Source organism: Cryobacterium suzukii (genome assembly GCF_004403185.1).
Classification (GTDB): Bacteria; Actinomycetota; Actinomycetes; order Actinomycetales; family Microbacteriaceae; genus Cryobacterium; species Cryobacterium suzukii.
In genome coordinates this window covers 237,093-261,449 of the sequence record NZ_SOHJ01000014.1, presented here as the reverse complement: position 1 = coordinate 261,449, position 24,357 = coordinate 237,093, and the positions used below count along the sequence as shown (strand labels likewise).

At 62.9% G+C, this 24,357-nt stretch carries 18 protein-coding genes and 1 riboswitch; of the genes, 4 read left to right on the top strand and 14 right to left on the bottom strand.

Going from position 1 to position 24,357, the window contains the following annotated elements:
• Positions 1-8 precede the first annotated feature (8 nt).
• Entirely contained in the window at positions 9-1,919 is a 1,911-nt protein-coding gene (gene typA, locus E3T39_RS15015; protein WP_134516660.1) for a translational GTPase TypA, read from the bottom strand.
• Positions 1,920-2,064: 145 nt separating this feature from the next.
• Positions 2,065-3,771 carry a dipeptide ABC transporter ATP-binding protein gene (locus tag E3T39_RS15010; RefSeq protein WP_134516659.1) on the bottom strand — a complete coding sequence of 569 codons (1,707 nt, stop codon included), beginning with the start codon at positions 3,769-3,771 and terminating at the stop codon, positions 2,065-2,067.
• A gap of 49 nt (positions 3,772-3,820) precedes the next feature.
• Between E3T39_RS15010 and E3T39_RS15005 the strand changes: the two genes are divergently transcribed.
• On the top strand, positions 3,821-4,429 hold the full coding sequence (locus tag E3T39_RS15005; protein WP_134516658.1) for a PH domain-containing protein: 609 nt from the start codon (positions 3,821-3,823) through the stop codon (positions 4,427-4,429).
• 17 nt (positions 4,430-4,446) lie between these two features.
• Here the strand turns inward: E3T39_RS15005 and E3T39_RS15000 are convergent, their stop codons facing one another.
• The 7 genes from E3T39_RS15000 to E3T39_RS14970 form a co-directional block, all read right to left on the bottom strand.
• On the bottom strand, positions 4,447-5,520 hold the full coding sequence (locus tag E3T39_RS15000; protein ID WP_134516657.1) for an ABC transporter permease: 1,074 nt from the start codon (positions 5,518-5,520) through the stop codon (positions 4,447-4,449).
• Positions 5,520-7,052 (bottom strand): ABC transporter permease, encoded by a 1,533-nt coding sequence (locus tag E3T39_RS14995; protein ID WP_134516656.1) that lies wholly within the window; start codon positions 7,050-7,052, stop codon positions 5,520-5,522. Before E3T39_RS14995 ends, E3T39_RS15000 begins: the two co-directional genes overlap by 1 nt.
• A 95-nt stretch (positions 7,053-7,147) precedes the next feature.
• Positions 7,148-8,953: an ABC transporter family substrate-binding protein gene (locus E3T39_RS14990; RefSeq protein WP_134516655.1), complete on the bottom strand. Its 1,806-nt coding sequence runs from the start codon at positions 8,951-8,953 to the stop codon at positions 7,148-7,150.
• Positions 8,954-9,289: 336 nt separating this feature from the next.
• The gene (locus E3T39_RS14985) at positions 9,290-11,038 is read right to left on the bottom strand and encodes a dipeptide ABC transporter ATP-binding protein (protein WP_134516654.1); all 1,749 of its coding nucleotides are present in this window, start codon (positions 11,036-11,038) and stop codon (positions 9,290-9,292) included.
• Positions 11,035-11,982 carry an ABC transporter permease gene (locus E3T39_RS14980; RefSeq protein ID WP_134516653.1) on the bottom strand — a complete coding sequence of 316 codons (948 nt, stop codon included), beginning with the start codon at positions 11,980-11,982 and terminating at the stop codon, positions 11,035-11,037. The genes E3T39_RS14985 and E3T39_RS14980 overlap by 4 nt, the downstream gene beginning before the upstream one ends.
• The gene (locus E3T39_RS14975; protein ID WP_134516652.1) at positions 11,972-12,901 is read right to left on the bottom strand and encodes an ABC transporter permease; all 930 of its coding nucleotides are present in this window, start codon (positions 12,899-12,901) and stop codon (positions 11,972-11,974) included. Before E3T39_RS14975 ends, E3T39_RS14980 begins: the two co-directional genes overlap by 11 nt.
• A gap of 145 nt (positions 12,902-13,046) precedes the next feature.
• Positions 13,047-14,702: a peptide ABC transporter substrate-binding protein gene (locus tag E3T39_RS14970; RefSeq protein ID WP_241979737.1), complete on the bottom strand. Its 1,656-nt coding sequence runs from the start codon at positions 14,700-14,702 to the stop codon at positions 13,047-13,049.
• Positions 14,703-14,983: 281 nt separating this feature from the next.
• On the opposite strand from E3T39_RS14970, the gene E3T39_RS14965 reads away from it, so the two are divergent.
• Positions 14,984-15,775, top strand: coding sequence for a CPBP family intramembrane glutamic endopeptidase (locus E3T39_RS14965; protein ID WP_134516650.1), 792 nt, complete (start codon positions 14,984-14,986; stop codon positions 15,773-15,775).
• Positions 15,776-15,864: 89 nt separating this feature from the next.
• Here E3T39_RS14965 and gcvP read toward each other — a convergent pair whose 3' ends face one another.
• The 3 genes from gcvP to gcvT are packed head-to-tail and all read right to left on the bottom strand — an operon-like array spanning position 15,865 to position 20,378.
• A complete protein-coding gene (gene gcvP / locus E3T39_RS14960; RefSeq protein WP_241979757.1) occupies positions 15,865-18,762 on the bottom strand; it encodes an aminomethyl-transferring glycine dehydrogenase in 2,898 nt (965 codons plus the stop codon).
• A 27-nt stretch (positions 18,763-18,789) separates the two neighbouring features.
• Positions 18,790-19,161 carry a glycine cleavage system protein GcvH gene (gcvH, locus tag E3T39_RS14955; RefSeq protein WP_134516648.1) on the bottom strand — a complete coding sequence of 124 codons (372 nt, stop codon included), beginning with the start codon at positions 19,159-19,161 and terminating at the stop codon, positions 18,790-18,792.
• Positions 19,162-19,214: 53 nt separating this feature from the next.
• Positions 19,215-20,378: a glycine cleavage system aminomethyltransferase GcvT gene (gcvT, locus tag E3T39_RS14950; protein ID WP_134516647.1), complete on the bottom strand. Its 1,164-nt coding sequence runs from the start codon at positions 20,376-20,378 to the stop codon at positions 19,215-19,217.
• 184 nt (positions 20,379-20,562) lie between these two features.
• Positions 20,563-20,658: riboswitch (glycine riboswitch) on the bottom strand.
• A 168-nt stretch (positions 20,659-20,826) separates the two neighbouring features.
• On the opposite strand from gcvT, the gene E3T39_RS14945 reads away from it, so the two are divergent.
• Positions 20,827-21,288: a hypothetical protein gene (locus tag E3T39_RS14945; RefSeq protein ID WP_134516646.1), complete on the top strand. Its 462-nt coding sequence runs from the start codon at positions 20,827-20,829 to the stop codon at positions 21,286-21,288.
• 41 nt (positions 21,289-21,329) lie between these two features.
• Here E3T39_RS14945 and E3T39_RS14940 read toward each other — a convergent pair whose 3' ends face one another.
• Complete coding sequence (locus tag E3T39_RS14940; protein ID WP_134516645.1) at positions 21,330-21,956, bottom strand: DNA-3-methyladenine glycosylase I; 627 nt, start codon at positions 21,954-21,956, stop codon at positions 21,330-21,332.
• A gap of 222 nt (positions 21,957-22,178) precedes the next feature.
• Between E3T39_RS14940 and E3T39_RS14935 the strand changes: the two genes are divergently transcribed.
• The gene (locus E3T39_RS14935; protein WP_134516644.1) at positions 22,179-23,435 is read left to right on the top strand and encodes an extracellular catalytic domain type 1 short-chain-length polyhydroxyalkanoate depolymerase; all 1,257 of its coding nucleotides are present in this window, start codon (positions 22,179-22,181) and stop codon (positions 23,433-23,435) included.
• Between the two features lie 258 nt (positions 23,436-23,693).
• On the opposite strand, the gene E3T39_RS14930 is transcribed toward E3T39_RS14935, so the two are convergent.
• Positions 23,694-24,296 carry an LON peptidase substrate-binding domain-containing protein gene (locus tag E3T39_RS14930; RefSeq protein ID WP_134516643.1) on the bottom strand — a complete coding sequence of 201 codons (603 nt, stop codon included), beginning with the start codon at positions 24,294-24,296 and terminating at the stop codon, positions 23,694-23,696.
• Between the last annotated feature and the right edge of the window lie 61 nt (positions 24,297-24,357).

The following is a 24,357-nucleotide window of genomic DNA, read 5'->3' as shown; positions in this document are numbered from 1 at the left end:
GGAACTGGCTAGTTCGCGTCCATCTTCTTCACGCGCGAAACCTGACGCGAACGAGCGGCTGCCGTCAGCTCGACCTTGCGAATACGCACGGCGGCCGGGGTGACTTCGACGCACTCATCTTCGCGAGCGAATTCGAGGCACTGCTCGAGCGAGAGCTGCTTGGGCGGAGTCATCGACTCGAACGTGTCGGAACTGGACTGACGCATGTTGGTCAGTTTCTTTTCCTTGGTGATGTTCACGTCCATGTCGTCGGCGCGCGAGTTCTCGCCGATGACCATGCCTTCGTAGACCTCGCTGGTCGGCTGCACGAAGAACGACATGCGCTCCTGCAGGTTGATGATCGCGAACGGCGTGACAGCACCGGAGCGGTCGGCCACGATGGAACCGTTGGTGCGGGTGTTGATCGTGCCGGCCCAGGGCTCGTAGCCGTGCAGGATCGCGTTGGCGATTCCGGTACCGCGCGTGTCGGTGAGGAACTGCGTGCGGAAGCCGATCAGGCCGCGCGACGGAACGATGAATTCCATGCGAACCCAGCCGGTGCCGTGGTTCGCCATGTTCTCCATGCGACCCTTGCGAGCGGCGAGCAGCTGAGTGATGGCGCCGAGGTATTCCTCTGGTGCGTCAATGGTGAGGTGCTCGAACGGCTCGTGCACCTTGCCATCAATGCGACGCACAACTACCTGCGGCTTGCCGACGGTGAGCTCGAAGCCCTCACGACGCATCTGCTCGACCAGGATGGCGAGGGCCAGTTCTCCACGGCCCTGCACCTCCCAGGCGTCCGGGCGTCCGATGTCGACGACCTTGAGCGAGACGTTACCGACGAGTTCGCGGTCGAGACGGTCCTTGACCATGCGGGCGGTGAGCTTGTGGCCCTTGACCTTGCCCATAAGAGGCGAGGTGTTGGTTCCGATGGTCATCGAGATGGCCGGGTCGTCAACCGTGATGGTCGGCAGGGGGCGTACGTCGTCGGGGTCTGCGAGGGTCTCACCGATGGTGATGTTCTCGATACCGGCCACGGCCACGATGTCGCCGGGGCCGGCGCTCTCGGTCGGGTAGCGGTCCAGAGCCTTGGTGATCAGCAGCTCGGTGATCTTCACGTTGCTGACGGTGCCGTCCTGCTGCACCCAGGCCACGGTCTGACCCTTCTTGATGGTGCCCTGGAAGATGCGCAGCAGCGCGAGGCGACCGAGGAACGGCGAGGCGTCGAGGTTGGTGACGTGCGCCTGAAGCGGGTGCGTGTCATCGTAGGTCGGTGCAGGGATGTGCTTGAGGATGGCGTCGAACAGCGGCTCGAGGTCGTCGTTGTCGGGCAGCGTGCCGTCTTCAGGCTTGTTCCAGCTGGCGGCGCCGTTACGGCCCGACGCGTAGACGACGGGTACATCGAGCACGGCGTCGAGGTCGAGGTCGGGAAAGTCGTCGGCCATGTCGCTCGCGAGGCCGATGAGCAGGTCCTGGCTCTCGGCCACGACCTCGTCGATGCGCGCGTCGGGACGGTCGGTCTTGTTGACCAGCAGGATGACGGGAAGCTTGGCTTCGAGCGCCTTGCGGAGCACGAAACGGGTCTGCGGCAGCGGGCCCTCTGACGCGTCAACGAGGAGCACAACGCCGTCGACCATGGACAGTCCGCGCTCGACCTCGCCACCGAAGTCGGCGTGGCCAGGGGTGTCGATCACGTTGATCGTGATGGGACCGTCCGCAGCGTGGATGCCTTTGTACGAAACTGCCGTGTTCTTGGCAAGAATCGTGATGCCCTTTTCGCGCTCGAGTTCGTTCGAGTCCATCGCGCGCTCTTCAACGTGGGAGTGGTCCGCGAAGGAGTCGGTCTGCTTGAGCATCGCGTCAACCAGCGTCGTCTTACCGTGGTCAACGTGAGCAACGATTGCAACATTTCGGAGGTTATTGCGTGTAGCAATCGCCATAAAAATAGATCCTTACGAAGAATGAGTGCCGCAGAGTCTCGCGCGCGACGAAGAATGGATACCAGGGGTCATAATGTGACCCAAAGTACTATCCTACCGTATCCACGTCAGCGCATCGGTGAGAGTGGCGGCTGCCATGGTGCTGTTACCCCTTGGCGGCCTGACGGGCTTCGCGACGGAGTCGCTGTTCCACCGGATCCGGCACCGGGACCGCGCTGATCAGTCGTTGCGTGTACGGGTCCTTCGGGGCACGCAGAATTTCGTCGCTCGTGCCCTGCTCCACGAGCTTGCCCTTGTGCATCACCGCGATACGGTGGGCCAGTGCGTCGACGACCGCCAGGTCGTGGCTGATGAACAAGCACGCGAACCCGAGACGTTCCTGCAGTTCGTGCAGCAGGTCCAGAAATCGGGCCTGTACCGAGACGTCCAGGGCACTCGTGGGTTCGTCCGCGATCAACAGGTCCGGGTGCAGGGCGAGGGCGCGTGCGATCCCGACGCGCTGTTTCTGCCCTCCGGATAATTCGTGCGGAAAGCGGTTGCGATAGCTGGTGGGTAGTTCTACCTGTTCCAAGAGTGTCTGTACGCGTTTGTCGAGGTCAGCGCCGCGCGCTTCACCGGACAGATAGAGGGGTTCCCCGATCGATTCTCCGATGGGCATTCTCGGGTTGAGCGATGACGCCGGATCCTGAAAAACGATGCCGGCTTTGCGGCGCAACGGCCGGAGGTCACGCAGTTTCGCGTGCGAAATGTCGATCCCACAGGAGATCAGCGTGCCGTCGGCGATCGGCAGCAGCCCAACAGCGGCACGACCCAGGGTGGTCTTGCCCGATCCGGACTCGCCGACCAGTCCAACGATCTCCCCGGGAAAGATTTGAAAGTCGATGGCCTCGGCTGCCCTGAATGCTGGAATGCGCCCGCGCTTGGGATAGTCAATGGAAGCGTTCTGAAAATCGAGCACCGGTTTGACGCCCACCGGGCGGGCAACCTGCTCCCGGGCGACCGTTTCGATGCCTTGACCCAGGTGCGGCACCGCGGCGAGCAATTGCTGGGTGTACGGATGCTGGGGACGGTTGAAGATATCGTCGATTGGCCCGGCCTCTACCGTGAGACCGTTCTTCATCACCATGACCCAATCCGCCAGGTCGGCGACGACGCCCATGTCGTGCGTAATGAGAATGATGGCGCTGTCGAGTCTGGTGTGCAGGTTGCGCATCAAGTCGAGAATTTCAGCCTGCACGGTCACGTCGAGCGCGGTCGTCGGCTCGTCGGCGACGAGCAATACCGGGTCGCAGGAAATTGACTGGGCAATCATGGCGCGTTGCCGCTGTCCGCCGGAGAGTTGATGCGGATACTTGTCGAAAGACAACGTGGGGTTGGGCATCTCAACGAGCGTCAGTAACTCAATCGCACGCGTTTTCGCCTCGTGCGGCGACAGGTCGAAGTGCGAGCGCAGGGCCTCCACAATCTGAAAGCCGACCGTGTAAACCGGGTTGAGGGCCGTCATCGGCTCCTGAAAAATGGTGGCCACATCATTGCCGCGCACCTTGCGAATCTCCGACTCGGGAAGACCGCAGATTTCTTTTCCGAGTAGCTTGATCGAGCCGGTCGTGCGGGCATTTTGCGGCAACAGGCCGAGCAGCGCCATGGTCCCCGTACTCTTGCCCGATCCTGACTCCCCCACGATGGCGAGCACCTCACCGCGGCGCACCTGATAGTTCATTTTGATGGCCGCCGGGTACAGCTCACCCTCGACCCAGAAATCCACGTCGAGGTCGGTCACCTCGAGCACGGCCTCCGTCACGGGCCGGGCAGAAGAGCCGTCGCCGGGGGAAATGATTGCTTCGTTACTCATCAGCTGAGGTCCTGTCTGTGTTGAACGCGTTGTCTGTGAAAATGGACCCATGCCGATCTTCACGTTTCGTCCTGTATTTGGCCCGGTTCTGGCCGGCGTCGTGGCCGTGCTCTGCGTGGCTGCGTGTGTCGGCCTGGTACTGGCCGACGACATTGAGAATCTCGTGCGCACCGTGCCACTGCTGCTGTTCTTCTCCGCAGCAGCCGGGGCCCTGTTTTGGCAGCCACATATTGTGATCGAAGAAGCGGGCATCACGGTCGTCAACGTGTTCCGCACCTACTTCGTGCCGTGGCCGCACGTGGAGCGCATTGACACCCGTTACACCTTGACGCTGTTCACGGCCAAGCGGCGAATTCCAGTGTGGGCGGCACCGAGTCCCGGCATTCGTGGGGCGATCGCGATTGAGCGTTCCGACGTCCGAAATCTCGGTGATTCCGCATACGGTGCCGGTCAAAGCGTGCGGCCGGGGGATTCCGTGGGTACAGCGTCCGGCCAGGTGGCTTTCGTGCTGCGCCAGCGCTGGGAAGCCCTGCGCGACGCCGGAGCGTTGGACAGTGCCGTCGTTGACCCGGATGCTCTCCGCGTGAGCACCCATCGGGTCACCATTGCGGTGCTCGCCGGACTGCTCGCCGCAGCGATGCTCGGTCTTGTTCTGTAGAAGCCTGAGCATGGGCGCTAGACCGTGCTGGCGGCGCGCGCGGCGCGCGCGCGGCGCGCATCCGCTTTTGACAGCGCCTTCGCAGACGGCATCTTCTTCTGACGCGGGTCGAACGCGTCGCGCAGACCGTCACCGATGAAGTTCACGGTCAGGGCGATCACGATAATGAAGATGCCGGGCCACCAGAACAGCCATGGTCTGGTAGCGAAGGCTGCGACATTCTGGGCCACGATCAGGCCGAGTGATGTATCGGGATTGCGCACGCCGTAACCCAAAAAGCTCAGGGCGGTTTCAGCGAGGATGGCGCCGGCCATGAGCAGGGTGGCGCTGACGATAATCACACCGACCGCGTTGGGCAAAATGTGTTTAAAGATAATGCGCGCGTCGCTGGCCCCTGAAACCCTGGCCGCATCGATGAACTCGCGTTCGCGCAGCGATAGGAATTCACCCCGCACCAGTCGGGCGAGCCCGGTCCAGGCGAAAAGCCCCAGCGCGAGTCCAAGAACCGCTGCGCCGAGCCCGGCAGCACCTACGGAACGCCCGATCACAGCGCCAACCACGATGAACGGGATGGTGATGATCACGTCGGTGAAGCGCATGAGGATGGCGTCGCCGATTCCGCGGTAGAAGCCAGCGAGGGCTCCGATCAGCACCCCTATTCCGGTGCCGACCAGGCCGACCAGCAGCATGATCATGATGGATTGCTGGGTTCCGCGCATGACGAGGGCAAAGATGTCCTTGCCGATTTCGTCCTGGCCGAAGGGGTGCGGGCCAATGCCGAAGCCCGGGCCGGGGATCAGGTTCAACGTGGGAATGCCCCGATTAACCAGTGGCGGTGTCGCGTTCCAGTGCCAGGGCCACCACCCGGGGGTGTTTAGCCCCCAAACATGAATCCCGACCGAGCTGAAGGCCAGCACAATCACGAAGGCAAGGACGAAGATCGAAACCACGGCGCCCTTGTGGTGAAAAAACCGTTTACGAACGATCTGTCCCTGGCTGAGGCCGACGGTTTCGCGTTGTTCGATCGAGGATTCGTCGAGCTGATTGCCAGCTCCGAGCGGGGCCTGCAGGGACGGATTCGGATCGGACATTAGGACACCCTGATTCTCGGGTCGAGGGACGCATACAGGAGGTCGGCCAGCAGGTTGAATATGACGGCGAGGAGCCCGGTCACCACGAAGAACGCCATCACCGGGTTGGGATCAACGTGGTCGATACCGTTTTGGAACAGCCTGCCCATACCGCTCCACCCGAACACGGACTCGGTGATCACCGCTCCACCAATAAGCGCTCCAATTTCGAGCGCGATCACCGTCGCAATCGGAATGAGAGCGTTACGCAGGGCATGGCGCACGACGACGGTGCGCTGGGTGAGCCCCTTCGACCTGGCCGTGCGGATGAAGTCCTGGTTCATCACCTCGAGCATGCTCGCCCGCGTGTAGCGCGTCAGGCTGGCAAAGGAAATGAGGATGATTGCGATGGTCGGCAGGAGTAGGTGGGTGAAGGTGTCGATGCCCTGAATCCAGAAATTGCCGCCGAGGTTAGGTGTCGTCGATCCGATGGTCGCCACGGGTCGCCCGTTGACCCGGCTGGAGTTGACGTAGGCGTTCCAATAGAGCAGGTGACCATCGATAACGATCACCGCTCCGATGATCACGGCGACGATGGCCGAGGTGCGGGCTGATTGCCAACGGTCTCTGCCACCAAGGAAGTACCCGATCGCGCCGCCCACGACGACGGCGCCCAGAGCGAGGGCGAAGAAGAGGGGAAGCGACATACTGCGAAAGACAAAGTAGGTCATCGGATAGTACAGGGCGATCCCCACGGCGGCCGTCACAAGGGCTCCACGGACCGCGTTCTTGTCCTTGAGCCCGACGGAGACTGCCGTAACGCCGAGCGCAGCCGCCAGGGCGGTGATCACGACGCCGACGATGCCGACGCTCGGGGTGGTGAACCAGTCGGTCAGTTCGAAGTAGGCCAGCAGTGCAAGCGTTGACGCCGTCGCAACGCCGAGGGTGATCCACCGTCGCCGCGACGCACCACCGAGGAGTGACATCCACAGCAGTCCAGACACGATCGAGATTCCGATCATGATCGGCACTCCGATAAGGGGGTCGGATAGCCAGTTATTGAACCCGATCGCGATGTATTGCTTGAGCAGCACCGCCACCCAGAAGATAGGCAGGGAGAAGAAGAGAAAAGAAGCGAATGTGATCGTATAGTCGTAACCGCTGTACTGCCGCAGGGCCGTGGTGATGCCGACGATCAGTCCAACGATGATGGCGATGATCTGGGCACCGGTGACCAACTGCAGTGTTGATCCCATCGCCTGTTGGAGCAGGATCACCACGGGCAGGCCTTGCACGTTGACGCCGAAGTCACAGGCGCCGACGAAACACTGCCCGACGCCGCCGAGCCACAGGAAGTAGCGAAAGAAGGGGGGAACATCGAGGTCGAGCCGCTGGCTGAGCGAAGCCATCAGCTCGATCTTGTTTGGTGCGCTGCTCTCGCGGAGTTCCTTTAGCGGGTCCCCGGACAGGGCGACCAGCATGTACATCAGGAACGTTGCCGCGAGGAGCACGATGACGGCGGCAATCAGCCGCCGGAATACAAATGAAGCCATGAGCGGTGGCTACCTGTCTCTGGTCGGGGGAAGGCGCTGGGACCAACCGGTCCCAGCGCCTCAAACAGCACGTTGATCCAACAAAGAGTTTTCTCTTAGCTGGCGAGCTTCCAATCCCAGATGTTCCAGAAGATCGTCGGCGCCAGAATCGACGGGTCAATGCCCGTGACGCTGTCATTGAATGCCGTCACGCCGGGGAACTGGAAAAGGGTCACACCGTAGAAGTTCTCCCAGAGGATCTTGTCGATCTCCTGCTTCAACTCGATCTGCTTGGCCGGGTCGAACTCCACGTTGAGCTTCTTGATCGCAGCGTCAGTATCGGCGTTGGAGTAGAAGTTGTGGTTGTTAATGCCACCGGATTCGAAGGTCGGGCCGGAGTCGGTGACGCCCAGACTGGTCGACTGCCAGGCAAAGAACGCCGCGTCATAGGCACCCGGGGTACCGAGGATGCCGCCCCATTCCGGGTTGCCCCCATCGATCACGTTGAAGCCGGCGAGTGCTGCGCTGGTCTGGATCAGCGCGAATTCGTTCACGCGCCGCGGGTTGGTCGATGCGTACAGAATCGTCACGTCGAGGTTGGTGGCGCCGGACTCGGCGATGAGGGCCTTGGCACCCTCAACGTCGACCTCGGCGTAGTCGGCCGAACCGTTGCCGTCGAGAGAATCGTCGTAGCCCTCGGAACCCGGAACGAACAACTGCGAACCACGCAGAATCGCTTCGTCACCGACGATGGGCTTGATCAGCTTGTCAAGGATCTCCTGGCGCGGAACGATTTTCATAAATGCTTCACGCAGTAGCGGGTCGTTGAACACGCCGCTCTTGCCTTGGTCGAACTGCAGATCGAGGTGCTCGTAGGTGCCTTCTTCACCCTTCAGGACCGTGACGTTCTCGATCGCGTCCAGCGCGGTCACCAGGTCAGACGTGGACTGGGGCGAGATGACATCGACGTCACCGTTTTCCAGTGCCTGCACGGCAGCGAGCGGATCCGTGATGAAGCGCACGGTTACTTCTTCAATAGTCGGCGTGTTCTGGCCCGTGTACTCGGGGTTGGCAGTCATGGTGATGTACTGATCGGCCACGAAGGCCGAGATCGTGTACGGACCGGTTCCGACGTAGAGCTCGGGGTCATCGGGCAACTCGGTGAAGTTGAAGCCCGAGTTCCAGAATGAGGAGATCTTGGCAAGCGATGCGGAGTCGTTGTCCTGAATGGCCGTAACGAGGGCGGCTTTGGCTTCCTCGTTATCGTCGACTCCGAGGGCGTTCTTCGCCACAACGTGTGCCGGAAGCGGCGCGTAGAGGGCGAGCTCCCAGTCGACGTACGGTGCCGAGTAGACCAGGGTCATTGAACGATTATCGTCGCTGATCTCGGGAACGTCACGTACGAGTCCAAGGCCCGAGTCGGCCTGGGCGCCGGAGTCGAAGTAGACGACGTCCTTAGGGAATGCATCGGTGAATTCCCCGGTCTCGGGGTCGGTAAAGTCATCAGGAGTGAAATCCGGGGTGTCGAGTGAGCGCGAATTAGCCGCCCAGCTCAGCAGGAGATCCGCGGCGTCGACAGGGGTGCCGTCTGACCACTTAACGTCATCAGCGAGGGTGTACTTCACCGTGAGCGGGTCTTCAGAGACCATCTCGTAGCTGCCGTATGACTCGTTCTGCTTCAACTCCGGCGTGTTGTCGTAGTAGTTGAACCAGTCGTTCGTCATGTACGTGATGTTGTTGTTCGCCGTGGCGTTGCCAAACGACGTCAGACCGTTATACGAGAAAAACGGCTGGTTCCAGGCGACGTCGACGCTCGTTCCCTCATCAAGTCCGGATTCGGCCGTTGGCGCTGAACAACCGGAAAGGACCAGTGCTGCGGCCCCCACGGTGGCAATGGCTGCCCCGATGCGTCTAAATCTCATAGTTCCTCCTGTGCGAAGTATGCACCGACCCGAGGTTTCTGGCCCCAAAGTCGAGCGTGGTTACTCCGACCCTAGAGAGGGTCCACGGTCTTCACCTAGCATCGGACGAAAACTGTTACCCATTGGTGACCGGATGAACGAATAATCATGACCAATGCACGATTATTGCGTTCAGGGGGGCACAATTCCAATAAAACCACCGTAGACTTCGCTGCTCATGGTGATTATTGCCGACCGAGCCGGAGCGTCCAGCGGCCCGGGTCACCGAAACCGGCGAAGATCTTGCGTCAGCCTGGCTGGCAAAATCTCCGTCGAATTCCTAGCGAAAATAGGTCTTTAGCGACCGAACTCAAAGTCACCGCCGGGGATGGCGGCGAGGAGGTCCTGCGTGTAGACCTCCCGCGGGTTGTCGAACACGTCGTCGGTCGAGGCCGCCTCGACGATGCGCCCCTTCTGCATGACACAGACATTGTCGGCAACCAGTCGCACCACCGCGAGGTCATGGGTGATGAACAAGTAGGTCAGATTCAGTTCCGTCTGCAACTCGGTGAGCAGGTTCAAAATTTGACCCTGCACGAGCACATCGAGCGCAGACACGGCCTCGTCGAGCACGAGCACGTCCGGCTTGAGCGCCAGGGCGCGGGCAATCGCGATGCGCTGGCGCTGACCGCCGGAGAGTTCGCTCGGGTAGCGAAACTGCGTCGCAGCCGGCAGCGACACCTGCTCGAGAAGCTCCAGCACGCGCTTCTGACGTTCCTTTTTTGTGCCCACTCTGTGCGCGAGCAGGGGTTCAGCGATTGTGTTGCCCACGTTGTACTGCGGGTCGAGTGAACCATACGGGTCTTGGAACACCGGCTGCACGCGCCGACGAAAGTTCAGCAGTTCTCGGCCTTTCAACCCAGCGACATCGCGCCCCTCGAATTCTATCCGCCCGCTGGTGAGGCTCTCCAACTGCAGAATGAGCTTGGCCACGGTGGATTTGCCGGAACCGGACTCCCCCACGATCGCCGTGGTGGTACCTTTCTTCACGCCGAACGACACGTCGTTGACGGCGAGGAGTTCGTCATGCTTCAGACCGGATGTGCGAATGCGGTACATCTTGGTGATGCCCTCGACCGAGATGAGATCCTTACCCGATGCCGCCAGCTCGCGTTCGGTGGCGCGCGTAATGAGCGCGGTATCGGTGCCGCCGGCGGAAAAGATTTCGGGAGCAGGAGCATCCTGATTCTTCTTCGCTTGGATGCGACGCGACGCGAGGCTCGGAGCAGCCGCCACGAGGCGCTGCGTGTATGGGTGCTGCGGATTGGCCAGGATCTCCTGTGACGGCCCGGACTCTACAACCTTGCCTTTGTACATCACCACGAGCTGTTCGGCCCGCTCCGCGGCGAGGCCGAGGTCGTGCGTGATGAACAGAACGCTCGTGCCATAGTCCCGGGTGAGGGTGGCGAGGTGATCGAGAATTTGACGCTGCACGGTGACATCGAGCGCGCTCGTCGGTTCGTCGGCGATGAGCAATTTCGGCCGGGCGGACAGCCCGATGCCGATGAGGACGCGCTGGCGCATTCCGCCGGAAAACTGGTGCGGGTACTGCTTGAGCCGGTCGGCGGCATCCGCCAGGCCCGCTTCTTGCAGCACTTCGATGGTGCGCTGTTTCAATGCCTTTCCGCGTAGGTCGCTGTTGGCCCTGATCGCTTCGGCCACCTGGAAACCGATGTTCCACACCGGGTTGAGGTTGCTCATCGGGTCCTGCGGAACGTAGCCGATTTCCCGGCCGCGCACGGCCTGCATTTCGGCGGCCGTCAGGGTGGTCAGGTCCCGGCCCTCGAACAGGATCTGCCCGCCGGTCACCTGGCCGGTACCGGCCAGCAGCTTGATGATCGCTTGGGCGGTCGTGGTCTTACCCGAGCCGGACTCCCCCACGATAGCGAGGGTCTGTCCGGGGTAGAGAGTGAGGTTCACACCGCGGACGGCGGGCACGAGACCCCGCTGGGTGCGGAAGCCGACCTCGAGGTCGTGGATTTCAAGGAGCGGTGCGGAGTCGGAGGACGGCATCTGGTTCACGGTTTGGTTCGCTAACTGGGTCATCGGCGTGCCCTCGCCTGGGGGTCGAGCGCATCACGCAGAACATCCCCGAGCATGAGGAAAGCCAGCACGGTCAAGGACAGCGCGATCGAGGGGTACAACAGCACCTGCGGGCTCGTACGGATGGATGTCTGGGCTTCGCCGATATCGCGTCCCCAGGACATGGTTCCGGGTCCGAGACCGATGCCCAGGAACGAGAGGGTGGCCTCGGCAACGATGAATGTTCCGAGCGACACCGTCGCGATCACGATCACGGGGGCGATGGCGTTGGGGATCACGTGGCGCAGCAGAATCTTGAACTTTGACACGCCGAGCGCAACCGAAGCCACGACGTAGTCCGAGTTGCGGGCGGTGAGCACGGCGCCGCGCATGATGCGGGCGACTTGCGGCCAGGCGAAGATCGAGATGACCAGGGCGATGACGACCGGCGTGCGGTCTGGCAGCACGGAGAGCAGCACGATGGCGCCGAGCACGGTCGGCACGGCAAAGAAAATGTCGCCGATGCGCGAGACGACGGCATCGAGGAATCCGCCGTAGTAGCCCGCGAGGGCACCGACGATGAGACCGAACAGGGTCACGATCGCCGCGGCCAGCAGTCCGACGGTCACCGAGGCACCCGTTCCGAAGATGATCCTTGAGTACACGTCGCAGCCCTGGAAGGTGAATCCGAGCGGATGCCCGGACTGCGGCACGTCGTTGCTGTCGGACAGCTGGCACTGCGTCGGGGATACCGAGGCGAACCAGGAGGGAAACAGGGCGACCAGAAAAATCAGGAGGATGAGGCCGGAGGAGATCCAGAAGCTGGGTCGGCGTCGCATCGCGTCCCAGGCGTCCGCCCAGGTACTGCGCGCTTTTGCGGTCTCATCGAGGCGGTCGATGGCGACGAGAGGGGTGTCTTCGAGCGCTGCAACGAAGTGCGGCTGCGCGCCCTGGTTTTTACTTGGCATAGCGGATCCTTGGGTCCAGAGCTGCGTACAGCAGATCGACGAGCAGGTTGGCGAGTACGAAGATAACGACCATCACGGCGATGAACGAAACCACGGTCGGTCCCTCGCCCAGGCGGATGGCTTTGAAGACGGTTCCACCGACCCCGTTGATGTTGAAGATGCCCTCGGTGACAATGGCACCGACCATGAGCGATCCGATGTCGACACCGAGAAAAGTGATCACGGGAACCAGCGAGTTGCGCAGCACGTGCACGGTCACGACGCGCGGGCGAGAGAGGCCTTTGGCCGTGGCGGTACGCACGAAGTCAGCGTTGAGGTTGTCGGACACGCTGGCCCGGGTGAGGCGCACAATATAGGCAAACGAAACGGATGCCAGCACCAGCGCTGGCAGAATCAGTTCGTCGAGCGGTGCAGCTCCACTGACCGTCGTGCGGGCCCAGCCCAATTGCACTCCGAACACGAATTGCAGCACGAAGCCGATCACAAAGGTCGGCACGCTGATCAGCAGCAGGCTCACCACGAGCGCGCTCGCGTCGAACAGCTTGCCCTTGCGCAGACCGGCAATGAGACCGACGAGAATTCCGAAAAACGCCTCGAAGGCGAGGGCGAGCATGGCCAGCCGTGCCGTGATCGGAAAGGCGGAGGCCATCACGTCGGAGACGGATCGACCGGAATAAGTGGTGCCTAGGTCGCCCTGAAAGAAGTTACCGATGTAGAGCAGGTACTGCACGATGAACGGCTGGTCGAGGTTGTACTCGGCACGAATCTGGGCGATGACGGCAGGCGACGGGGGCCGCTCGCCATAGAGGGCAGCGATGGGGTCTCCGGGCAGGGAGAACACCATGAAGTAGATCAAAAAAGTGGCGCCGAAGAACACGGGGATCATCTGGAGCAGGCGCTTGCCGGTATACCAGAGCATCAGCTACCCGTCGGCGCAGTTGACACGGTGCTGATCGGCACGGGTGAAGTCGAGTGCATGAAAGATTCGCAATCATTAAGTGGAACTCGAGAGGCCCGGGGAATGACCCCCAGGCCTCTCGTAACGACGTACTAGGAACGAATGGTTAGTTCTTGGTGATCTCGTGGTAGAGCGGCACAGAATCCCAGCCGAACTCAACGTTGCTCACCGTGTCAGACCAGACACCGGAGGTGTTCTGGTACCACAGCGGGATGGTCGGGAGGTCCTGCAGCAGAACTTCCTGAGCCTCGACGTACTTGGCAGTAGCGTCTTCAACGCTCGACGCGGCGGCGCCCTCCGTGAGGAGTCCGTCGAACTCTGCGCTGCTGTAGCCCTCGTAGTTCGAGCCGGCACCGGTCTGGTACAGCGGCGCGAGGAAGTTGTACAGCGACGGGTAGTCGGCCTGCCAGCCGGCGCGGGTGCCGCCGGTCAACGCCTGGGTGTCGCGGTCATCGATTGCGGCCGCGAAGGTCGGGTAGGGCTTGCCAACCGCGTCGATGCCGAGCGTGTTCTTGACACTGTTGACCACGGCGTCGACCCACACCTGGTGCGGGCCATCGGCGTTGTAGGCGATATCGAAGGTGCCGGTGTAGGGCGAGATGGCGTCAGCCTCTGCCCACTTGGCAACGGCTTCTTCCGGGTTGTACTCGAGCACTTCGGAACCCTTGAGGGAGTCGGAGTAGCCGGCGATGACCGGGGAGGTGAAGTCGGTGGCCGGGGTGCGGGTGCCCTGGAAGACAACATCGGTGATCTCGGCGCGGTCAATTGCCATAGAGAGGGCTGCACGACGCAGCTTGCCCTCCTCGCCGGACCAGTGCTCGAGGTAGTACGGCATGTTGAACGCCTGGAAAACCGCGGCAGGCTCGTTCACGAACGTTTCCGGAAAATCGGATTCGTAGCTCGCCAGTGCGGATTCGGGGATCTGGTCGAGCACGTCGAGGTCGCCGCCCTGCACGGCAGCGTAGCCGGCGTCGAAGGAGGCGAAGAAAACGATGGTCAAACCGTCATTCTTCGGGGTGCGTACGCCCGCGTAATTCGGGTTGGTGACGAGGTCGATCTGCACGTCGTGCTGCCAGGCATCCGCGCTGGCGAGCATGTACGGGCCGTTACCGATTGGGTTCTGACCGAAGGCCTCCATGTCCTCGAAGGCCACGGAGGGGAGCGGCGAGTAGGCGGAGTAGCCGAGGCGAAGCGGCCAGTCGGCCTCGGTGCCAGCGAGTTCCACGGTGAACGTGGTGTCGTCAACGACCTTCAGGCCGGACATGCCGTCGGTCAGCGGATCGCCAACCTGCAGCGGGGCTCCATCTTCGCCGACCGCGCCGGAGGGGTCGTCCTTAGAGTTTTGCACGTCGGAGAAACCGACGATGTTATCGAAGAAGTACGAGGACCCCTGTGCGTTATCGAAGAGGGCTCCATAGTTCCAGGCGTCAACGAACGACTGCGCGGTGACCGGCTCGTCGTTGGTGAAAGTCCAGTCATCGTTGAGCGTGACGGTCCAGTTGGTGGCGTCGTCGGACTCGATCGACTTCGCGACCTCGTCTTGAATCTCGCCGCTGGCCGAGTAGGAGACCAGGCCTGCAAAGATCGACGTGATGATCTTTCCGCCGCCCACCTCGGTGGTGTTGGTGGGGATCAGCGACATCTGCGGCTCGGTGCCGTTCGTGGTGATGATCGTGCCCTCAGCTGAGGACTCTGCGCCACCGGCGCAGCCAGAGAGCATGAGCGCTCCGGTCGAGGCGAGAGCGATGGCAACAATGCCCATTCTCCTGATTTTCAATTTTCCTCCAGTGCGCAAAAGGGCCCCTGACATAGCTCTTGACCATGTCGCACGCCCGTCGAATCAACCCAATTTTGGCCGCAAAAGAAACCGGCTCATCCTTGGGAGGTTGATACGACCCTAGTTTGTAATTTACTCAGAATGGTCAATGAGCAAGGAAATGTTACCCACGCGCAATATTTCCGGCCAGTATTGAGCGTCACAAGGGGCAATCTTGCACTTAAACGGTGCGGGGCCAGTTGGGGGCGGGGTGGCAGGATAGAGCCATGCCGCCAGCATCCGTCCCCCGCCAGTCAGTGCTGCACCGCACGCGGCTGTACTGGGAGCTCGGCATTGTGCTCGCGCTGTCACTCGGGGCATCGGCCGTGTACTCGATCGTGTCGATCGTGGCCCGACTGACCGATGAGACGCCGCTCGCCGACCAGTCGGCGACGCTCAACGGCTCGCAGTCGACTCGCGAGTGGCTCGACTTCACCTACCAGTTTCTCGGCATCGCGTTCGGGCTCTCGGCGGTGGCCCTGGTGCTGTACCTGCTGTGGCGGCCGGGGCAAAACCCGTTCACCCGGCTCGGCTTCGACCTGATGCGTCCGGGCAAGGACGTGCTCGGCGGGTTTGGACTACTGCTGGTCATCGGCATACCGGGCCTCGCGCTGTACCTGGCGGGGCGCGCGTTCGGTTTCACCGTGGCCGTGGTGCCCTCGCCGCTCGACACTTTCTGGTGGACCATTCCGATTCTCGTGTTCGCCGCCCTCAAGGCCGCGCTGGTCGAGGAGATCATCGTGGTCGGCTATCTGTTCACCCGCCTGCGCGAGCTCGGCTGGTCACCCTGGATCATCATTCTGAGCTCGGCCACCCTGCGCGGCAGCTATCACCTCTACCAAGGCGTCGGGCCGTTCTTCGGCAACGTCGCCATGGGCGTCGTGTTCGGCTGGTGCTACACCCGCTGGGGGCGCACGATGCCGCTCGTTGTGACGCACTGGCTACTCGACATTCTCTCGTTCGTCGGCTACCCCCTCGCGCTGGCTTGGTGGCCGGGGCTGCTGGCCCCGGCGAACTGAGCCCAGGGGCGTGGGCGCGCCCGTAACTGGTAGCCGCTACGGCGGTTGCCGTAGCGGCTACCAATTACGGTGGCGGTGGCCGCTAACCTCTACTCGAACGCCTCGGGCGGCGGGCAGGCACAGACCAGGTTGCGGTCGCCGTAGGCGTTGTCGATGCGCCGCACCGGCGGCCAATACTTGTTGCGCACCAGTGACGCGAGCGGATACACCGCGGTAGCCCGGTCGTACGGATGCTCCCACTCCCCCTCGACCACCGACTGCGCGGTGTGCGGGGCGTTGTGCAACGGGTTGTCGTCGGCGGGCCACCGGCCGGCGGCGACGGCATCCGCTTCAGCCTTGATCGCGATCATGGCGTCGATGAAACGGTCGATTTCGCCGAGGTCTTCACTCTCGGTGGGTTCGACCATGAGCGTGCCGGCCACCGGAAAGCTCATGGTCGGTGAGTGGAAGCCGTAGTCGACGAGGCGTTTGGCCACGTCGTCGACGCTCACTCCGGTTGCCGCAGTGAGCGGGCGCAGATCGAGGATGCACTCGTGCGCGACCAGACCGTTCTCGCCCGAGTAGAGCAAGGGGTAGCTGTCTTCGAGGCGTTTCGCGACATAGTTGGCGGCGAGCACCGCTGCGCCGGTGGCCTGCTTGAGGCCATCGATTCCCATCATGCGCACGTACGCCCACGAGATCGGCAGGATGCTCGGGCTGCCGTAGGGCGCCGCCGAGACCGGCCCCCCGCCGTGCACGACGGTGGCGGTGGCTCCCCCGCTGCCGAGCAGGTAGTGCTCGTCGCTTTGCGCGAGCGGATGCCCAGGGAGGAACGGCGCGAGGTGTGCCTTGGCTGCAACCGGCCCAACGCCGGGCCCGCCGCCGCCGTGTGGGATACAAAAAGTCTTGTGCAGGTTCAGGTGCGAGACGTCGCCGCCGAAATCGCCATAGCGGGCGAACCCGAGCAGCGCGTTGAGGTTGGCACCGTCAACGTAGACCTGGCCGCCCGCCGCGTGCACGGCCTCGCAAATGGTGGCGACCTCGTGCTCATAGACGCCGTGCGTGGACGGGTAGGTGATCATGAGGGCGGCGAGTTTGTCGGCATGTTCGGCGATCTTGGCGTGCAGGTCGGCGAGGTCGACGTTGCCGAGCTCGTCGCAGGCCACGACAACAACGCGCATGCCGGCCAGCGCAGCGGATGCCGCATTAGTGCCGTGCGCGCTCGACGGGATCAGGCAGACCGTGCGGTCGATCTGCCCGTTGGACTGGTGGTACCCGCGGATCGCGAGCAGGCCGGCTAGTTCGCCCTGGCTGCCGGCGTTCGGCTGCAGCGAGACGGAGTCGTACCCGGTGACATCGGTGAGCCAGGTTTCGAGCTGGCGCACCAGGTGAAGGTAACCCTCGACATCCGCTTTCGGTGCGAATGGGTGGATCCCGGCGAATTCGGGCCAGCTGACGGCCTCCATCTCGCTCGCGGCGTTGAGCTTCATGGTGCAGGAGCCGAGCGGAATCATGCCCCGGTCAAGCGCATAGTCGTAGTCGGCCAGCCGCTTGAGGTAGCGCATCATGCTGGTCTCGGAGCGGTGTGTGTTGAAGACCGGGTGGGTGAGGAATTCACTCTCGCGACCCAGGTCGGTCGGCAGCCCGTGCTGTACGGCGTCGAAGTCGACGTGGCCGAACGCATCGCGGCCACCAAACGCTCCGACAATATAGGAGAGATCGGCGAGTGTGGTGGTCTCATCGACCGACACGCTGATGGTGGTCTCGTCAACCTGGTGCAGGTTGTAGCCGCTCGCCGCCGCCTTCGCGACGACGTCGGCCGCGCGTGGCACAAAGACCCGGACCGTATCGAAGAACGTGTCGCTCGGCACGTCGACGTCGATCGCACGCAAAGCGGCGACGAGGGCGCCAGCCCGCTCGTGCACCCGTTCGGCGATCGCCGTGAGGCCCTGGGGGCCGTGGTAAACCGCGTACATGCCGGCCATGACGGCGAGCAGCACCTGGGCGGTGCAGATGTTCGAGGTGGCCTTGTCACGGCGAATGTGCTGTTCGCGCACCTGCAGGGCGAGGCGGTAGGCCGGGTGTCCGGTGGCATCGACACTGACGCCGACGAGGCGGCCGGGCAGCTGGCGCTCAAGCCCCTTGCGCACGGCCATGTAGCCGGCGTGCGGTCCGCCGAACCCCATCGGCACGCCGAAGCGCTGGCTGGTGCCGACGGCGACATCGGCGCCAAGGTCGCCGGGCGACTTCACCAGGGTGAGAGCCAGAAGGTCGGCGGCCACGATGGCGAGCGCCTTGCGCTCGTGCGCAAGATCGATGACCGATTGCGGGTTCCAGATGCGACCGGATGCCGACGGGTACTGCACGAAGACTCCGAAATAATCGCCGAGCTCCGCGGCCGTGGTCTGCTCGCTGAGCGCGACCTGGGCGAGTTCGATTCCGAGCGCGGCGGCGCGGTTGGCGAGCAACGCGTGGGTCTGGGGAAAAGCATCCGTGTCTACGATGAATCGGCGTGAGGTGGATTTAGAGGCGCGCAGGGCAAGCAGCATGCCCTCGACGACCGCCGTTGATTCGTCGAGCATCGACGCGTTGGCCGTGGTCAGGCCGGTGAGGTCGGCGATCATGGTCTGAAAGTTGATCAGGGCTTCGAGCCGGCCCTGTGAGATTTCGGGCTGGTACGGCGTGTAGGCGGTGTACCAGCTGGGATTTTCGAACACGTTGCGCTTGATCACGGCGGGCGTGAACGTGTCGTAGTAGCCGAGGCCGATCATCGAGCGTTTGACCGTGTTGCGACCGGCCAGGGCGCGCAGTTCGGCGACGGCCTCGTTCTCGGTCGCAGCGGGCGGGAGGGCGCTGTCGCCATCCTCCCGAAACAGGTCTGCGTGAATTGACGCGGGCATGGCGGCGGAGACGAGGTCGTCCACCGAGTTATAGCCAAGCGTGGCGAGCATGTGGGACTGGGCGTCAACATCCGTTCCGATGTGACGCTGGGTGAAGGCCGTGGGCATCTGCTGCCGAACCTGCGTTTCCATGATCTACTCGCCGATGAGGGCCGAGTACTCGGCCTGGCTGAGAAGAGCGGGCAGCGTGTCGAATTCAACCTTGATCAGCCAACCTGCGCCGAACGGATCGCTGTTGACCAGCTCGGGGCTCTCGACCACGGCATCGTTGGTGGCGGTGACGGTGCCGTTGACCGGGGCGAACAGTTCGCCGACCGACTTGGTCGACTCGATTTCGCCGACGACCGTGCCGCCGGTGACCGTGCTGCCCACCTCGGGCAGTTCGACGAAGACCACGTCACCGAGCTTCTCGGCAGCGTAGGCGGTGATGCCGACGGTCGCGATGCTGCCGTCGACCAGAATCCACTCATGCTCGGCGGTGTACTGCAGTTTCGATGTGTCTGTCATGGTGTTGCCTTTCGCAGGTTGCACGGATTCAGGGCTATTCGAACAGGGCAAAGCTATTTGACGCGCTTATAGAACGGAAGCGAGGTGACGGTGGCGGGAAGGCGGGTGCCGCGCACGTCGACGTACACCTCGGTACCGAGGCGGGCGAGGTCGGGTGTGACGTAGGCCATGGCTATCGGGTAGCCGAGGGTCGGCGACAGGGCTCCGCTCGTGATGACGCCGTCGGACGTCTCGGCGTCAAGGCTGCGGAAAATCTCGTAGTCGGCGCGCCCGGCACGCTTACCGGCGGCAATCAGACCCACCAAAACGGATGCCCCCGCCTCCGGCCCCGCCTCGATCGCGGCGCGGCCGACGAAGTCGTTCTCCTTGCCCAGGTTGACCACTCGGCCGAGGCCGGCCTGCGCCGGGAAGGTGTTTACGGTGAGCTCGTGACCGTAAAGCGGCATGCCAGCTTCGAGCCGGAGGGTGTCGCGACTGGCGAGGCCGGCCGGAACGAGACCTTTATCCGCCCCCGCGCTCGTGAGTGCGTCCCACAACTCTCGGGCTCGCCCAGCCTCGACGTACAACTCGAACCCGTCTTCGCCGGTGTAGCCGGTGCGAGCCACCAGAAGGGGCTGGCCGAGGAAGGAAGCATCCGTGATGCGGTAATACTTCATGAAGTGCAGGTCGGTGCCCAGGTCGGCCACGCCCTCGGTGGCGTCAAGAATAGCGAGAGCGTTCGGGCCCTGCACGGCGATGAGGGCGTACTCGTCGCTTTGGTCGACGACGCTCACGGCGAAGCCCTCGGCACGGGCGTGCAGAGCGTCGAAGGCGGCGAACCGATTGCCGGCGTTGGCCACGACGAGAAACTTCGTATCGCCCAGGCGGTAGACGACGAGGTCGTCAATAATGCCGCCGTTCTCGGCGAGGAGCAGGCTGTACTTGGCCTGCCACAGCTCGATGACCGAGAGTTTGCCGGCCAGCGCATAATCGAGGTAGTCGGCGGCATCCGCGCCCTCAACCAGGATCTCGGCCATATGCGACAGGTCGAACAGGCCTGCACCGGTGCGCACGGCGTGGTGCTCGGCGAGATCACTCGAGTAGCGCACCGGCATCTGCCAGCCGGCGAAATCGGTGAAGCTCGCACCGGCATCGACGTGCGCCTGGTGCAGCGGCGAGAACCGCTCGGTATTTAGTAAATCGGTGGAGTCGGGGGTGCTGGAATCGGCCGAGGTCATGAGTTCTCCAGGTGACAAGGCCGAACAGGTGCGGCCGCTTGCGTGCGAGGCTCGGTTGAGCCTCGTGGGAACTCCCCCTCTGTCGCTCGTGCCTGAGAGCTTCACCAGCGCAGATGCGCTGACTTTCACCGTGGGCGAGATTGTGAAACGCGCAGCGCACGTTCAATCTACTTTTCAGAGTGGCCAGTTCGATGCGGTACGAGTACCTGAGAGATTGTCGGGGAGGATTGCTCCTTCGGTGTTCGCACGCCTTCGCGCCGAACTCTCCCGCATCGTCCATATGACCCGATGTTTAGTTGTCGCCGGTCTGGGATTAGCCTAGCGCTCCGCCCGGGCTGTTTCTTCCTCTTCGCACGTGCACCCGCCAGGCCAGCTAGGCGTTCGTTGAATGTTCTGTGAATCAGGAGTTTAATGACGGTCCCTATCTCCGCAGAGAGGCGGCAGAATCATGGACACCAACCTGCTCATCTGGATCATCGTCGGCGTGGTCGTCGTGCTCGTCATCATCGGGATCGTCGTCTTTACGTCGCGTCAGCGGCGGGAAGCCAAAGCCCAGACAGACCGCCATCAGGCGGAAGAATTGCGCTCCCAGGCGCAGGATGCCGACCTGGCGGCCCGCGAACGCGAGGCAGCAGCCGCGAAGGCCCAGGGCGATTCGCTCCAGGCCCAAGTCGACTCGGACCGTTTGCAGCGGGAGGCCGCACAGGTTCAGACGGAAGCCGAGGGCATCCGGCTACAGTCGGAGCAGAAGCTTCAGCAGGCGAATGAGGTCGATCCCGACGTCAACACCGGCGGCGAAGCCAACCGCAACACTCGGCCCAGCACGGACCGGGACGCTGACTCCCGCGACGAGGCCGACCCGCGGCTTGACACACGCAATGACGCTCGACGGGACACCGACCGACACTAACCGCACCGGCGTGCCTGCGTTCAGTTAAGAAGCAGCGGAGCCTAGCTCCACACCCCCGAGGATCCGCGCCGATGACTGTCGACGAGGTGGGTGTCGATGATTCCGATCGCTTCCATGAGGGCGAACATCGTGGTCGGTCCAACGAAGACGAAGCCGACCTTCTTCAGTGCTTTCGAGAGTGCGACGGATGCCTCGGAGCGGGTGGGCACGTCGGACTGCGTCAACGGCGCTGGCGTGGCATCCGGTTGGAACGACCAGACAAAATCGACCAGGCCGCCGCTGTCGCGAAGGGCGATCGTCGCGCGCGCGTTCGTGATCGTGGCACGAATCTTGAGGCGGTTTCGCACGATTTTCTCATCGTTCAGCAGCCGCACAACGTCGTCCTCGTCGAAAGCGGCGACCCGCTCGGGGTCAAAGTCGGCGAATGCCGCTCGAAACCCGGGGCGCTTGCGCAGAATGATCGCCCAGGATAACCCGGATTGGAACGCCTCGAGGCTGATCCGCTCGAACAGACCGTGCTCGTCACGTACGGGCACGCCCCACTCCGTGTCGTAGTAGTCACGCAACATCGGGTCGACCGAGGCCCAGGCCGGGCGAGCCAGGCCGTCGGCGCCGATGATCGAGCCGGACAAGGGTGGCGGGGCATCCGCTGGTGAGGTTTCTATCATTTACACCAGTAAACACCGCCTCGAGCATCCGGATCACGTTCGATCGATCGCACACATGACGGGGCACGAATCGTGAAGCTCAGTTTTCCGCCGCGATTCCTTGACGGTGTGGTGAGCATCAACTAGATTGCTGATACCTGAATCAGGCATCAGGTTTGACGGTTGAGGCCTCGAGCAATGACGCTCCCTCCCCACGATGCCGACCTCACCCAAGGAGAAACGATGAAGATTCCCACTGCAATTCGCGCACGAAAAGGACGCCTGGGCCTCATTGCCGGGCTGGTGGGGGTGCTCGTCGCGACAACACTCCCCATCTCCGCGGCATCGGCTGCCGGTGCCTGGACTACCGAGACGATCTCGGGAATGCAGGTACAGCTCTACACCCCGACGACAACGCCCGCCATCGGCGGCGAGCGCGCCCTGATGATTAACCTGCACGGCTGCGTTCAGACGAGTTCTAATCTGAAGGCCGGGGGAAATTGGACGGCAACGGCTGATAAGTACGGCATGGTCATCGCGATCCCGGCGGCACCGGGCGGCGGAGTGATCGCCGGATGCTGGGACTATTACGACGGCAACCATAGCCGGTCGACGCCCGCACGCCACGATGACAACCTCCTCGGTCTGGTCAGCGCGCTTCTCGCTCGTCCAGGGCTGACGCTTGATGCTGACCAGGTCTATCTTTCCGGCCTCTCCTCTGGTGGCGGGGAGACCATGGTGATGGGATGCCTCGCGCCGGATGTTTTCGCCGGAATCGGCATGAATGCCGGACCAAGCGTCGGAACGACGTCCAACCAGATCGGGTATGTCGCCACGACGAAGAGCGCCGGTATCGCCCAGTGCAACAGCTTCGCGGGGTCCAACACTGCCGCGTTCGACACCCAACTAACCTCGGTCGTATACGGAAGTAACGACACCACGGTCGCTCCCGGATATAACACCCTGAACGCCCAGATCATGGCGGGCATCTATAACGCTCCAACGACAGCGACGTTCTCGCTCAGCACCCTCGCCGGTAGCAATACCGCCGGAAGCGGTACAACCTATTCCGATGCGACCGGACCGCGCGTGTCGATCATCCAGAACACCGGTCTCGGTCACAACTGGCCAGCCGGTGCAGCACCGGGCGGGTCGTATATCAGCACGAACAGCATCAACTATCCCGCCTACCTCGCCTCCTTCTTCTTTCAGAACAACCGGCGCGTCACGGGAACACCGGCACCAGATCCCACGCCGACGCCAACGCCGAGTGCCACCCCGACCCCCACTCCAACCCCGAGCCCGACTCCTGGCCTCTATTGCGGCACATTGACAAACGCAGCGCACGAAGCCGCCGGACATGCCATCAGCTACGGCAACAATCCGTACAACCCGTATTACGCGCTCGGTACGCAGAATTATCTCGGTCAGGGTGACACGACGGTCACGACCCTCAGAGAAGCCCCACAGGGCACCTTCACGAACGTGACCAGTTGCTGAGCTGATTCGTTCCGCCCAGAGGATGGCGTTGTCCCCTTCCCGGGGGACGGCGCCACTACTGGACATTCGGTACAAGCCCACTGAGCACCGCCGAAGGTGGCGACAATTGTCACGTTTTACGCAATCTCCCTGGTGCTGGCCGCTTTCGCCGCGCTGTCTTTGCGCCATCGCGACATCGGGGTTTAGGTTCGCCGTCGAGGTGTGAGTTCGGGGCAAATTTCTCGACTTTTCAGCGCGAAACTCACACTTCGGTGGCGCTCACCAGGCCAAAGACTCGGCCGCAGCCTCGGTCAGCTCGATGATGTTGTCCAGCAGTACCGACATCGTGTCGGAGCGCAGGAGCGTGATCTGGTCGAGCGGTCCGACCGGGGCGATCGCGGCGAGCTGCCAGACTGCGGCGGTCGGATCGTGCGAGAGCGCGACATCGGGCGACCACTCCTGGTCGGAGAACTCGCTCGCGAGCGACAGCGTGCGGCGCACGAGGTGTTCGGCCTGTTCGCGGCGCGGCAGCAGCACATCGTCCCATTTCAGGTCGGGCAGCGCGCGAACGGTGGCGAGCGGATGCGGGTCCTCCGGCATCCACTCGGTCACCTCGATTCTGCGCTCGCCCTGAACGACCAGCCCCAGGTAGCCCTCTGGCGCTTCGAGCTGCGTGACCCGGGCGACGGTACCGATGCTGAAGCGACGTTCGCCGCCGCCGACTTCCTGCCCGCGTTCGATCAGCACGATGCCGAACTCGGCGGGCTCGGAATCGAGCACCCGGGCCAGCATGACAAGGTAGCGTTCCTCAAACACACGCAGCTGGAGCGGCATGTAGGGGAACAGCACGGATCCCAGGGGAAACATCGGCAGGGTCGTCATGCACCCAGCGAACCACGTTGGCGGCGTTACGCCAAGCCCCGTGCGCTGTGGATTGGAATGG